This window comes from Janibacter limosus (assembly GCF_004295485.1).
Lineage (GTDB): Bacteria > Actinomycetota > Actinomycetes > Actinomycetales > Dermatophilaceae > Janibacter > Janibacter limosus_A.
On sequence record NZ_CP036164.1, the window covers coordinates 2,918,897 to 2,932,262 of the forward strand.

The window sequence follows — 13,366 nt, forward strand, 5'->3', positions numbered from 1 at the left end:
ACGGGGAGGGTGACCCGGCGCACCCTCCCTCGACGTGCCCCGCCGTTATCATTCCGTTACGGTCGAAGGGATGTCCTCACCCAGCCTCGGCACCGCCCTGTCCGGACGCGACAACTCGCTCAATGCCGTGCGCCTGGGGCTCGCGGCGGCCGTCATCCTCGCCCACGCCTGGCCGCTCGGCGGCTACGGCGCGAGCGCCTGGGAGCGGCTCGGGACCATCGGGGTGGCGGGCTTCTTCGCCCTCTCCGGGTTCCTCATCGCCGGCAGCAGGATGCGGAGCGACTTCCGGCCCTACCTCGCACGGCGCGCCCGCCGGATCTTCCCCGGCTTCTGGGGTGTGCTGCTCATGACCGGCTTCGTCTTCGCGCCGATCGGCGCAGTCATCGGCGGCGGCGGGTGGGATCCCGCCCAGTCGCTGTCCTACGTCGTCGACAACGCGACGCTCGTGATGACCCACCCGTCGATCGGCGCCACGCTGTCCGGCGCCCCCAACCCCGGGATGTGGAACGGCTCGCTCTGGACGCTCATGTACGAGTTCGCCGCGTACCTGCTCTGCGGCGCTGCTCTCGGCATCGGCTGGGTGCGCCGCCACCTCGCGGTGTCCGCCGCCGCGGTGGTCATCGTCCTGCCCGTCATCGCCGTGGCCGTCGGTGAGCTCTCCGGGCCGGCCCACATGCTGACGAGCGCGCTGCGCCTCTTCCCCTTCTTCGCGGCCGGTGTCCTCGCCCACGCCCTGCGCGACCGGCTGCGCACGACGACCCCCGTGGCCGCTCTCGCCGTCGCCGCCGTCATCTCGCTCGCCGTGACCTCCGAGCAGCTGCTCAACGTGCTCGGCCCGATCCCCGTCGCCTACGCGCTGCTGCACATCGGCGCCACGTGGAAGACCTCGATCGCGGCCAAGGAGGACCACTCCTACGGCCTCTACGTCTACGGCTGGCCGGTGCAGCAGCTGCTCGGCATGGCCGGCCTCGGGGCGCTCGTCCCCGCCCCGGTCTTCGCGGTCGTCTCCTTCGCCTGCGTCCTGCCGCTGGCCATCGCCTCTTGGCGGCTCGTCGAGCGGCCGGCGATGCGACTGCCGCTCCCTTCGCTGCCCGCACGCCCGAGCGGGGACCTGCACCCTGCCGACCTGCCGGTGCACGTGCGTGAGCACGTCGACCACCGCGCGGCCTTCGCAGCGCACCGCTGACATCTGGGCCGAGGCGACCCGCCCCTCCCGAGGCCCCAACCACCTGAGGCAGGTCACGTCATGCACCTTGATCGCGAAAATGCTGCATGACGTGACCTGCCTCAGGTCTGTGTGCCTCTGCCTGTGCCCCTGCCCGTGCCTCAGCCTCAGGAGATCAGCACGCTCACCGTGTGGATCGCCAGACCCGCGAGCGCGCCGACGACGGTGCCGTTGATCCGGATGAACTGCAGGTCGCGTCCGACGAAGAGCTCGATCCGCTCGCTCGCCTCGTCGGCGTCCCACCGCTCGACGGTCACCGAGATGACCTCGGCGAGCTCGTCGCCGTAGGTGTTGACGAAGAAGGCGACGATCTCGCCCAGGTGCGTCTCGAGCCGCTGCTGCCAGACCTCGTCGTGCTCGAGGTGCTCGCCCAGGTGGGTGAGCAGCTCCTCGCCGCGCCGCCAGAAGTAGGACTCGCGGTCGGCCATCGCCCCCATGAGAGAGGTCCGCAGCGACTGCCACACGGCGACCGCGCTCGTCGGCACCTGCGGGTGGGCGAGCAGGCGCTCCTTGAGCGCCTCGGCGCTGGCCATGACCTCGGGGTCGTGCTGCAGGTCCCGGGCCAGCCGGGTCAGCAGGTCGTCGAGGGCGGTGCGGGCCGGGTGGTGCGCGTCGCTGCGCATCTCGCCGAGCCAGGTCAGCGCCTGCCGGTAGGTCCAGTCGATGACCTTGTCGTCGACCCACTCGGGGGTCCACCACGGCGCCTTGTCCCCGACGACCTGCTTGAAGAGGTCGGGGTTGTCCTCGAGCCACCGCCGGATCTCGTCGATGCCGAGGTCGACGATGCCCTTGTGGCTGCCCCCTTCGACCACGCCCTCGAGGAGCGAGCCGGCGATGGGGCTGATCGGCTCCTGCGACAACCGCGGGAGCAGCAGCTGACTGAGGAAGTCGTGGACGTCCTCGTCCTCGACCCGCTCCAACGCCCGGGTGGCACCGCGGGTGGCCTCGGTGAGGACGCGCTGCCGGTTGGCCGGCGCCGACAGCCAGGCGCCGAGACGCTCGGCGACGTGCGCCGTCGCCAGGCGGTCGCGGGCGATCTCCTCGGTGAGGAAGTTGTCCGCGACGAACTCCTGCAGGCTGCGCCCCAGCTCGTCCTTGCGCTTCTTGACCAGCGCCGTGTGCGGCACCGGGATCCCGAGCGGGTGGCGGAAGATCGCGGTGACGGCGAACCAGTCCGCGAGTGCACCGACCATCGCGGCCTCGGCAGCCGTGTTGACGAAGCCCCACACGCCCGAGTGGTCGAGGCGGAGGGTGACGACGTAGACGATCGCGGCCAGCACGAGCAGGCCCGTCGCCAGGGTGCGCATCCGCCGCAGCCCGGCACGGCGCCGCTCGTCGGCAGGGGTCTCTTGCAAGAAGCTCACGCTCCAGATCCTCCCCCATGGCGCGGCCTAGAATCGCCATCGTGGACTTCCTCAACGGCCTGATGCCCCAGTTCGACCTGACCTACGACGACGTCTTCATGGTGCCGCGCCGCAGTGACGTGGCCAGCCGCCACGGGGTCGACCTGACGACGAACGACGGGACCGGGACGACGATCCCGCTCGTCGTCGCCAACATGACCGCGATCGCCGGTCGTCGGATGGCCGAGACGACCGCCCGCCGTGGGGGCCTGACGGTCATCCCGCAGGACATCCCGGTCGAGGTCGTCGCGGAGGTGATCGCCTTCGTCAAGGCGCGCGACCTGGTCCACGACACCCCGATCACCCTGGAGCCGAGCACCACGGCCGGCGAAGCCCTCGCCCTGATCAACAAGCGGGCCCACGGCGCCGGGGTCGTCGTCGAGGACGGCCGACCGGTCGGCGTGGTCACCGAGCGCGACCTCGAGCAGGTCGATCGCTTCACCCAGGTCCGGGATGTCATGTCCCCCGACCCGATGACGATCTCGGCGGACGCGGACCCGCGCACGGCCTTCGAGGAGCTGCACCGCGCCCGCCGCAGGGTGGCTCCCGTGGTCGATGCGGACGGCCGCCTCGTCGGCATCCAGACGACGAAGGGAGCGGTCCGCGCCAGCATGTACACCCCCGCCGTCGACGGGCAGGGACGGCTGCGCATCGCCGCAGCGGTCGGGATCAACGGCGACGTGGGCGGCAAGGCCGCGGCGCTGCTCGAGGCGGGCGCCGACGTCCTCGTCGTCGACACCGCCCACGGCCACCAGACCAAGATGCTCGACGCCCTCGCCGCCGTGCGGGCGCTCGACCCGCAGGTGCCGGTCGTCGCCGGCAACATCGTCTCGGCGGCTGGCACCCGCGAGCTGATCGAGGCCGGCGCCGACATCGTCAAGGTCGGGGTCGGGCCCGGCGCGATGTGCACGACGCGGATGATGACCGCCGTCGGCCGCCCCCAGCTCTCGGCGGTCCTCGAGTGCGCCGCGGCGGCGCGCGAGCTCGGCAAGCACGTGTGGGCCGACGGCGGGGTCCGCCACCCCCGCGACGTCGCGCTCGCGCTCGCGGCCGGCGCCAGCAACGTGATGATCGGGTCATGGTTCGCCGGGACCTTCGAGTCGCCCGGTGACCTCGTCACCGACTCCGACGGGCGCAGGTACAAGGAGTCCTTCGGGATGGCCTCCGCACGCGCGGTGCAGAGCCGCACGGCGGCGGACTCCCCCTTCGACCGGGCGCGCAAGGCGCTCTTCGAAGAGGGCATCTCCAACTCGCGGATGTACGTCGACCCGGCCGGCCCGGGCGTCGAGGACGTCATCGACGAGATCATCGGCGGCGTGCGCAGCTCGTGCACCTACGCCGGCGCCACCTCGCTCGAGGAGTTCCACGAGCGCGCCCTCGTCAGCCTGCAGTCCACGGCCGGCTTCGCCGAGGGCCGACCGCTGCACACCTCCTGGTGACGTCGTGAGGTCCCTCGAGCCGCTGCAGGCCCCCGTCGACCCGGTCGAGGCCCTGCGCCGCGTCGGCTTCCTCCTCGAGCGCTCCCGGCAGCACAGCCGGCGGGTGGAGGCCTTCCGCGGCGCAGCCCAGGTCCTGCGCGGCCTGGACGAAGGGGAGGTCGCGCAGCGGGTCAAGGCCGGCACGATCACCGACCTCACGGGCATCGGCAAGTCCACCGCCGGCGTCATCGAGCAGGCCGTGCGCGGCGAGCTGCCCGACTACCTCGCGACCCAGCAGGACGAGCACGGCGGGCCCCTCGTCGAGGGCAGCGAGGCGTACACCGAGGCGATCATCGGCGACTGCCACCTGCACTCCGACTGGTCGGACGGCGGCAGCCCGATCGAGGAGATGGTCCTCACTGCCGTCGAGCTCGGCCACGAGTGGATGGTCCTCACCGACCACTCCCCCCGCCTGCGGATCGCCAACGGCCTGACGGCGCAGCGCCTGGCCCAGCAGCTGGAGCTCCTGGAGCGGATCAACGCCTCGCTCGGTGACGCCATCACGGTGCTCTCCGGGATCGAGGTCGACATCCTCGACGACGGCGCGCTCGACCAGACCCCCGAGATGCTCGGCCGACTCGACCTGGTCACCGCCTCGGTGCACTCGAAGCTGAAGATGGCCAAGGGCCCGATGACGCGGCGGATGGTCGCCGCGGTCAGCAACCCCCGGGTCAACGTCCTGGGCCACTGCACCGGGCGCCTCGTGACCGGCGGGCGCGGCACCCGGCCACAGAGCGACTTCGACGCCCGAGCGGTCTTCGAGGCCTGCGCCGAGCACGACGTCGCCGTGGAGATCAACTCCCGACCCGAGCGCTGCGACCCGCCCGACGAGCTCATCGAGCTGGCGCTGGACATCGGCTGCCTCTTCGCCGTCGACTCCGACGCGCACGCCCCCGGTCAGCTGGAGATGAAGGCCTACGGCGCCGAGCGCGCCGAGCGCCTCGGGGTGCCCCTGGAGCGCATCGTCACGACCTGGGAGGTCGAGCGACTTGTCGAGTGGGTCGGATCAGAAGACCAGCGCTAGGTCGCCGAGGGACCGGCTGATCGCGCGCGGGTGGGCCGGCTGGCCGCCGCCGGAGCCTCCGAGGAAGAGAGCTTCCGAAGAGGACCAGGCGCTCCCCGAGGGCTTGACCGCGACGACGTCGCCCTGCACACCGCGTCCAGGATCGTGGACTTCTCCGCTCGGGTCGCTGTGGCCCACCGGTCCAACCAGCTCTGTGTGATCGCCTTGGGCGCCGCCGCCGTCAGCCCCATCCGCTGACCCCGCGGGCATCCTCGGATGAGTCAACAACCCCTCCCATGCGGGCGTTCACCATGAGTCAAAGCGGCGTTTTGGCGTTCGGCGAGATGTCTCGTATGCTTTCCGAGTCCTCGACGGATTCGGGTGCTGCCTGCTGCGTGGCGAGGGGTTCTCGAAGACGGGTCCCCATCGTCTAGCGGCCTAGGACCCCGCCCTTTCACGGCGGTAGCACGGGTTCGAATCCCGTTGGGGATACGCACGAAGCACGACAAATGAATGTGCCTTGCACCATCAAGGCCCTGTAGCGCAGTTGGTTAGCGCGCCGCCCTGTCACGGCGGAGGTCGCGGGTTCGAGTCCCGTCAGGGTCGCTCGCTGGTCCAGTTCGGACCGGCTCGGCCAGGTAGCTCAGTTGGTACGAGCGTCCGACTGAAAATCGGAAGGTCGGCGGTTCGACCCCGCCCCTGGCCACGAACAAGCCGCGGGTAGCGAGGTCAGCGACCCGCGGCTTTCGTCTGTTGTTCCACGTGCGGGCCATCCGGCCCGGACGTGGCGCGCGTGCGAAGATTGGCCGTCGAGCGGGTTCGCCTTGCCGAGCCCCGCGATCGCCGTGACGCCCCGACGACAAGGATTCTTCAGTGAGCCCGATCACCGTGTCCGCTGCCAAGAGGCAGGCCAGGCGCGCCGCACGTGCCACCGCCCGCCGGGTCAACCTCGAAAGAATCGCAGCGCTGCCTCATCAGGGCGGCAAGGTTGGTCGCCGAGCGATCGTCACGCAGGCTCGGCTCTTCGTGCACCTTGGCGGTCGAGCCGAGGAGGGACTCGTGCTTCTCGGCACGATGTCCGATGCTGACCTGGGCCCGACCGGTCACGCCTTCAAGGCCTGCTTCCACCATGAGCTCGGGGCGACGGAGGCCGCCATCCACGAGGCGACCGCGGCACTGCATCAGCACCCAGATGCCGAGGCCCTGGGCTTTGCGATGTGGATCGCGCAGCGCAACGGCCACGAGGCCCTCATCCGTCGGGCCAACACCCTCGCCGCCACCGTGCAGCCCACCCTGACGAAGGACGCCGAGCGTCTGCTGAGGGCCTTCCGCTCGGACGACATCGCGCAGACGGATGCCTTCGTCGCCAACGCGGCCACCTGGACCTGCGACCACAGCGTCGATCGTCTCGAGCAGATCAGCGCTGAGACCGAGATCCGTAGCGCCGACGACCCAGCTGCGCTGCGCGCCCAGGCCCTCGAGGTCGGGCTGCGGGGCGGGGAGAGCTTGCTTGTCGCGGCGCGCATCCTTCGGGACAATCAGGGGTGGGACGAGTTGCGGCAGCTGTGGCTCCACCACGACGCCGAGTCGCTGGCGATCGTCCCCGACAAGATCGCCGCAAGCATCGCGGACCTCGCCGCCCGGGCCGGGTGGCTCGACACGGCACAGGCCGTCGCGGCTCGGACCATCGAGAGGTCCGGTAGTGCCTCGGCTCGTCGCACCCACGCCCGTGCCGCAGAACAGACCCAGATCGCGCGTACGGGATGGCCGAAGGACCCTGTCTCGGAGCGCGTCTACGAGCCCGACCCCAAGGCGATCTTGGCTGTTCTCGCGCAGTCCCTCCCCTACCGCTCGGGCGGGTACGCCACCCGCGGCCACGGGATCCTCACCAGCCTTCAGTCCATGGACTGGCACATCCTCGCGGTGACCCGTCTCGGTTTCCCGTATGACTTCTGGAAGAAGAACGACCCTCGCGAGGTCGAGGACCACGACGTCGTCGATGGCCTGACCTACCGACGCCTCCTGGAGCCCCGGGAGAGGGAGTACCTCACGACTCCGATGGCCTCCTACATCGAGCGCTTCGCCACCCGGGTGGAGTCGGTGGCCCGCGAGCACCGTGCCAGCCTCATCCAGGCGAGCAGCTTCCAGAACAACGGGCTGGCCGGCTTGCGCGCCGCCCGCCGACTGGGCATCCCCTTCGTCTACGAGATGCGCGGTCTGGAGGACCTGATGAAGGTCTCGCGCAACCCCGGTTTCAGCGAGACCGATGCACATCGCTACATGACAGGGCTGGAGCTGCACATCGTGCAGAACGCCGACCTGACCTTCGTCATCACCGAGGCGTTGCGCGAGGAGATGATCCGCCGCGGAGGACCCGCCGACCGCATCGTCGTCCTGCCCAACGGTGTCCACGCCGATCAGTTCCTCCCCCGAGAGCCTGACCAGGCGCTCATCGACGAGCTCGGCATCCGCGGCAAGACGGTCATCGGCTACGCCGGGTCCCTGGTCGACTACGAAGGGCTGGACCTGCTGCTCAACGCCGTGGCCCAGCTGAAGCAGACGCGTGACGACTTCGCAGTGATCCTCGTCGGCGACGGTGCCTACGAGCGCAAGCTACGCCGCATGGCCCGCGATCTCGGCGTCCTCGACGTGGTGACGTTCACCGGTCGGGTTCCTCACGAGGAGGTGGCACGCTACCTCTCGATCTTCCAGATCACGCCCTTCCCCCGCCTTCCTCTCCCGGTCTGCGAGCTGATCAGCCCCATCAAGCCCTTCGAGGCCATGGCGATGGGCAAGGCATGCATCTCCAGCTCCGTGGCGGCCCTCGCCGAGATCGTCGAGGCCGACGTCCGTGGACTCGTCTTCACCAAGGGCGACGCCGACGACTTCGCGCGACAGCTGACCCGCTACCTCGACGACCCAGAGCTACGCGAAAGGATGGGACGTCAGGCGCGCGACTGGGTCCTCGCCGAGCGGGACTGGCGCAAGGTCACCTCGATCGCCGACGCGGCCTACGAACGTCTGCTCGGCTCTCCCCACACGGTGCCGGCCGGGGTTGCCCAGGCTTCCTCGAGCTGACCAAGGGGAGTCCTGTCGCGGCCCAGGCCCGAGAAGCACTCAGATCTCGACGTGCTCGCGCGGGTCGCCGTAGAAGACCACCTGGCCTGAGCGGTTCATGAAGGCCGTGTCCTCGAGCTTCCACGTGTGTGCCTGCGGGTCGCGGCCACGGATGCTCACGTAGTTGAAGCGATCCGCGGAGTAGGTGCGCACCCCGGCTTCCTTCGCCCGATCGAGCAGGGTGGTGTCCACCCTTCGCGGCAGGTCGGAGAAGCGCAGCTCGCGCGCCACATCACCGCGCATGAGGATTGATCCTCCTTGGACGAGCCGCTCGTAGCTGTGCTCGCTCTTGGGGAAGCGGAGAATCACAGCGCCGGTGCTGCGCAACCACATGTAGTGCGCCCACTTGCCGACGATCCCGGCGCCCGAGTAGCCGATCGCGTCGACGAGGTCGCTCAGGTAGTACCTGCCGTAGAAGTTGTCATCGTCGATCTTGGCGATGTGCGCCCCATCACTGGCGTCGATCCCCAGGTTGAGACACGCTCCGAGCGTGAGCTCGGAGTCGGCGTGACGGATCTCCAGGTTGTCGATGCCCCGGTCCCGGAAGCGAGCGGCCACCTCGGCCGTCTGAACATCCAACCCGTGCAGGACGAGGACCACCTGGACGTGCCCCTCACGCAACAACGTCTGACGGGCCATGTTGTCCGCCACCGTGTCGAGCTCGTGGGCCCGATTGGTCGAGATCACCGCGCTCACTCCGCGCGCCCCGCCCGGACCGGTGCGGCCGGGACGGGCGCGACCGACGAGCGCCTCGAGATCACTGGCCCGGCGGGCGAAGGTGTGCTCGGACCGGACCTCGCGGGCGGCCGCGAGCGTGGTGCGGTCGACGAGCTCGTCCTGCCACATCTGGGCGATGGCGTGCTGCTGGAGCTGACTGTCATCACCGACGCGGTAGGCGTGCGCGGCCAAGGACTCCGGCCAACGCGCGGCCACCTCGTCGGTCGCCAGCAGCGAGGCGCCCGCGCTGGCCGCCTCGAGCGCGTACCACGGGGTGAGCGGCTCGTCGGCGAGGAAGGCCACCGTCCGGTTGTTGCCCAGGTCCAGACGGTCGCCACGGGGCTCCGCGGGGATCTTCCCAGAGCCCAGGACGCTCACGAGGTCGGGGCTGATCCGGTCGAGGCGGGCCCGGTCGAACTGGGGCTCACCCACGAGCGCCAGCCGCCGCTGACGGGCCAGGGTGGAACCGGTGAGTGCCACCGAGTGGAGTGCAGGGTCCACGGCGGGTCCCAGGTGCTGGACCTCGCGACCGAGCGCCCTCGTCCACTCATCCACGACGGTGGGGTCATCGACGAGGACGTGCGTCGCAGCCGTGACTCCCTGCAGGAGTCGGGTCACCGCCGCCGCACCGGTCGCGACCGCGCTGCTCGCCGTGACCCACACGATGACGGGGACCGTCGACCCGAGCACGGCCTCGCGCTGACGGGCGAAGGGAGCCTCGACGGTCTCCGTGGATCGCGCATCCACCTCCACGAGCACGACGTCCGGGTCGCTGGTCGTCAGCAACCACTGCCCCGCGAAGCCAGTCCTCACGCGTCCGGAGGCCAGCACATCGGCCCGAAGCCACTCGGCGGAACCGCCGCCGAGGACCGTGCGCGCACCCAGCGTGGGCCCGGGAGGCGCCGGACGAGGTTGAGCCGTCGCCGGACTGCCCTGTGCAGACTCGACCATCCCGCGCAGCCGGCTACGCACGGCACGGACCGCGCGCCTTCCGCGGTCGCCCGCTGTGCTGGCGCTGTGCTCACTCATCGTGGGGTTCCTGTCGTGGACGTGGAGATCAGGGCGTCGCCGCCGCGATGTCGGACGAGTTGGCTTCCGTCAGGTCCAGCTTCGCCAACGAGCGGTAGAGCATCGGGGTCAGGCTACGGACATAGCTCGCCGTGAGATGGCTTCCCTGCCGGTAGACGAGTGTGTCCGAGATGACCGGCGGACAGGTCTCGCCCGGAGGGCAGATCCACTCGTTGAGGTCGATGAGAGGAGTGTCCGTAGCCTCCGCGGCCTTCTCGATGTTTGGGGTACCCACACCTTCGCGGCCTCTTCCCTTGGATGGAGAACCGCAGGCGGAGAAGTCGTCAGGATTCTCCTCGACGCAGGTGTAGACCTCAGGCATCGCCGGTCGCGGTGAGTCCGCGACGTAGACGACCTGAGTGCCGAGTGCCTTCAGATCCTCGACGGCCTTCTCGGAGCCAGCCTGTAGCTCGTCCGACTTCGGTGCTCCGTGGGAGATCAATGCGATGTCGGGCGCCCCGGCCTCCTGGTAGCGCTTGATCACATTCTTCGCGAACTGCGCGCAGTCGGGCTCCTTGGCGGCGTAGCTGAAGGCGCAGGCAGACTTGAGGTAGAGCTCGACCCGCCAGTCCTCCTGGTCCGCGATGGCGGTGACCGCCGGGAACCACTGCCCCATCTTCGAGTCGCCCAGCATCGCAACGGTCTTGCTGCCGTCCTTCGCCCCGTACACGCAACTGGTGTCCACCTGGCTGTCGCCGGCCAGGACCTGGCAGTCATCCGCGTAGTACGCCGGAACGTCCTCGGCGGCAACCGCTGGATCGGGGACCGTTGTGCCGGAGTTCGGCAGGACGTCCGCGAGCGCCTCGCCCTGCTTGATCTTCCAGTCGTCCGAGCCGGGGTCGATGATGAGGTCGGTCGCCCCCTTCACCGGGGCACTGGCATCGAGCCGGGGCACGCTGATGTACACGAGCCCGCCGAGCATCGCCGTGACGAGCATCGAGACCAGCCCGAAGAGCAGACCGCGAGAGGCCTTGGCGCTCAACTGCGGGTGGAACCGGATCGGGTCCTCGACGAGGTGCTTCGTCAACCACGCGAGGACGATCGCGACGAGGCCGACCACGATGAGGTACCTGATGCGCACCTCGGGGTAGGCGGCCTTGGTGAGGATGATCAGCGGCCAGTGCCACAGGTAGATGGCGTAGGAGATGCCACCGATCCACACCAGCGGGCGAAGGCTGAGCAGTCGCGCGGCGACGGTGCCCTGGGAGGCGCAGCCCGCGGCGATGACCAGTGCTGCACCGACCGTCGGGGCGAGTGCCCAGGAGCCGGGCCACGGCGTCGTGGCGTCAAGGAAGAGGGCCGACCAGACGATGAGCGCCAGACCGAGTCCGGCGATGACCTCGGCCAACACCCGGGGCAGCGTGGTCAGCCGCACGACGAGGAAGGCCAGCAGGGCGCCGATCGCCAGTTCCCAGATGCGCGTCGTCGAGTAGAAGTAGGCCGTGGCCGGGTCGGACTTCGTGTGCACGACGGAGTAGATGAAGGAGGCCCCGGCGATGAGCGTCAGGATCCCGAACAGGAGGGGCTTGGGTCGCAGGCGGGTCCGTCGCGCGAGCACGAGCCCGAGGATGATGATCAGCGGCCAGACGACGTAGAACTGCTCCTCCACCGACAGCGACCAGTAGTGCTGCAGCGCGGAGGGCGCCGCGTCCTCGGCCAGGTAGTCGACGGATCGGTAGGCCAATGCCCAGTTGATGACGTAGAAGGTCGCGGCGATGACATCGGTTCCGAGGTTGGACCGGTCCTGCCCCGGAAGGACGAACCACCCGACGACCGCCGTGAAGATCAGGACGACGGATGCCGCCGGCAGCAGGCGTCGCGCCCTCCGGGCGTAGAAGTCCGCGATGGAGATGCGGCCGCTCTTGGTCGCCTCGCGGAGCAGCAAAGAGGTGATGAGGAATCCGGAGATGACGAAGAAGATGTCGACGCCGACGAATCCGCCGGGCATGAACGGGATGCCGACGTGGTAGAGCAGGACGGTGCCCACGGCGACCGCCCGCAGACCCTCGATGTCTCCGCGAAGGACCTTCTTGCCCTTCGCGCCGTGCTGGGCTCCCGTCGCGGTCTCCTTGGCGTCCTGCTGCGCGAGCGTGCCCCCCGGTCCCCCGGTCACCCCTCGCCTCGTCGCGCGACCCCCACGGATCGGGCGAGGATCCTGGCGATGCGTTCACCGGCGTGCCCGTCCCACAGGGGCGGGGTGTCCCACTCGGTCAGAGGACCTGTGGCGAGGACCTCTCTGACGCGCTCTGGCAGCGACTCGCGGGTGACGAGCTGGTTGGTGCCGTGGGTGATGGTCACCGGGCGCTCCGTGTTGGGACGCAGCGTGAGGCACGGGACGCCGAGGATCGTCGTCTCCTCCTGGACGCCACCGGAGTCGGTCACGACCGCGGACGCGCCCCGGACCAGCCCCATGAACTCGAGATAACCGAGGGGGTCGATGACGCGCATCTTCGGGTGATCGAGGAACCCGGCCTCCTCGAGGCGGGCCCGGCCGCGCGGGTGGAGCGGGATGACGACCTGCGCCTGGTCGGCGACGGCGTGCATCGCGGCGACCAGCTCCGCAACATCGTCGGGGTCGTCGACATTGCCCGGGCGGTGCAGGGTCGCGACGATGTAGTCGCCCTCGAGGCCGACCTCCTCGCGAGCTGCGGCGGAGTCGAATCGGTCCTTGTTCTTCAGCAGCGTGTCGATCATCGGGTTGCCGACGAAGTGGATCTTGTCGGGGTCCGTGCCCTCGTTGCCCAGGTGGGCGATCGCGTCGACGCTCGTGGTCAGCAGCAGGTCGGACAGTCGATCGGTGACGAGACGGTTGATCTCCTCCGGCATCGTCATGTCGAAGGACCGTAGCCCTGCCTCGACGTGGGCAAAGGTGATGCCCATCTTGGACGCGACGAGGGCGGCCGCGACGGTGGAGTTCACATCGCCGTAGACGACGACCAGGTCGGGGCGCCGGTCGGTGAAGAGCTGCTCGAGCGCCTCCATGACCTTCGCGGTCTGGGCGCCGTGGGCGCCGGAACCGACTCCGAGGTTGACGTCCGGCTTCGGGATCCCGAGCTGGCGGAAGAAGATGTCCGACATCTTGTCGTCGTAGTGCTGCCCGGTGTGGACCAGCAGTTGCTCGACGTCGTATGCGGTCAAACCCTCGAGGACGGGGGCCGCCTTCGGGAAGTTGGGGCGTGCACCGGTGACGTGAAGGACGAGAGCCATGCTTCTCCTGCCTCAGTGGAACGTAGGGTCGCGGAACCGCCGATCAGTCTCCCATGAATGGCACCGAATTCCCGACAGCACCGCGGCTCCGGCGCCCCCGGCGTCCTCCCGCACCGGTGTCGAGTCGCGGTTAGGATGACGGCGCCAC

8 protein-coding genes and 3 tRNA genes are annotated in these 13,366 nt (G+C 69.6%); 7 read left to right on the forward strand and 4 right to left on the reverse strand.

Annotated features, from left to right (window positions below):
- Nucleotides 1–70 precede the first annotated feature (70 nt).
- Nucleotides 71–1,186, forward strand: coding sequence for an acyltransferase family protein (locus EXU32_RS13990; protein ID WP_130630454.1), 1,116 nt, complete (start codon nucleotides 71–73; stop codon nucleotides 1,184–1,186).
- A gap of 146 nt (nucleotides 1,187–1,332) precedes the next feature.
- Here EXU32_RS13990 and EXU32_RS13995 read toward each other — a convergent pair whose 3' ends face one another.
- Nucleotides 1,333–2,589, reverse strand: coding sequence for a DUF445 domain-containing protein (locus EXU32_RS13995; RefSeq protein ID WP_130630455.1), 1,257 nt, complete (start codon nucleotides 2,587–2,589; stop codon nucleotides 1,333–1,335).
- Nucleotides 2,590–2,630: 41 nt separating this feature from the next.
- Here EXU32_RS13995 and EXU32_RS14000 point away from each other — a divergent pair, with 41 nt between their 5' ends.
- From EXU32_RS14000 to EXU32_RS14025, 6 genes are all read left to right on the forward strand, one after another.
- Complete coding sequence (locus tag EXU32_RS14000) at nucleotides 2,631–4,067, forward strand: GuaB1 family IMP dehydrogenase-related protein (protein ID WP_242612798.1); 1,437 nt, start codon at nucleotides 2,631–2,633, stop codon at nucleotides 4,065–4,067.
- Nucleotides 4,068–4,071: 4 nt separating this feature from the next.
- Nucleotides 4,072–5,130, forward strand: coding sequence for a PHP domain-containing protein (locus tag EXU32_RS14005; RefSeq protein ID WP_130630456.1), 1,059 nt, complete (start codon nucleotides 4,072–4,074; stop codon nucleotides 5,128–5,130).
- Nucleotides 5,131–5,528: 398 nt separating this feature from the next.
- Nucleotides 5,529–5,601 (forward strand) — tRNA-Glu (locus tag EXU32_RS14010).
- Between the two features lie 40 nt (nucleotides 5,602–5,641).
- Nucleotides 5,642–5,715: transfer RNA gene (locus EXU32_RS14015), tRNA-Asp, on the forward strand.
- Nucleotides 5,716–5,741: 26 nt separating this feature from the next.
- Nucleotides 5,742–5,815, forward strand: a tRNA-Phe gene (locus EXU32_RS14020).
- A gap of 167 nt (nucleotides 5,816–5,982) precedes the next feature.
- On the forward strand, nucleotides 5,983–8,187 hold the full coding sequence (locus EXU32_RS14025) for a glycosyltransferase (protein WP_130630457.1): 2,205 nt from the start codon (nucleotides 5,983–5,985) through the stop codon (nucleotides 8,185–8,187).
- A 39-nt stretch (nucleotides 8,188–8,226) separates the two neighbouring features.
- Here the strand turns inward: EXU32_RS14025 and EXU32_RS14030 are convergent, their stop codons facing one another.
- The 3 genes from EXU32_RS14030 to wecB form a co-directional block, all read right to left on the reverse strand.
- Entirely contained in the window at nucleotides 8,227–9,756 is a 1,530-nt protein-coding gene (locus EXU32_RS14030; RefSeq protein WP_165399686.1) for a glycosyltransferase family A protein, read from the reverse strand.
- Between the two features lie 244 nt (nucleotides 9,757–10,000).
- Nucleotides 10,001–12,124, reverse strand: a complete 2,124-nt coding sequence (locus tag EXU32_RS14035; protein WP_165399687.1) for an acyltransferase family protein — start codon at nucleotides 12,122–12,124, stop codon at nucleotides 10,001–10,003.
- Nucleotides 12,121–13,218, reverse strand: a complete 1,098-nt coding sequence (gene wecB / locus EXU32_RS14040) for a non-hydrolyzing UDP-N-acetylglucosamine 2-epimerase (RefSeq protein WP_130630460.1) — start codon at nucleotides 13,216–13,218, stop codon at nucleotides 12,121–12,123. Before wecB ends, EXU32_RS14035 begins: the two co-directional genes overlap by 4 nt.
- Nucleotides 13,219–13,366: the final 148 nt, after the last annotated feature.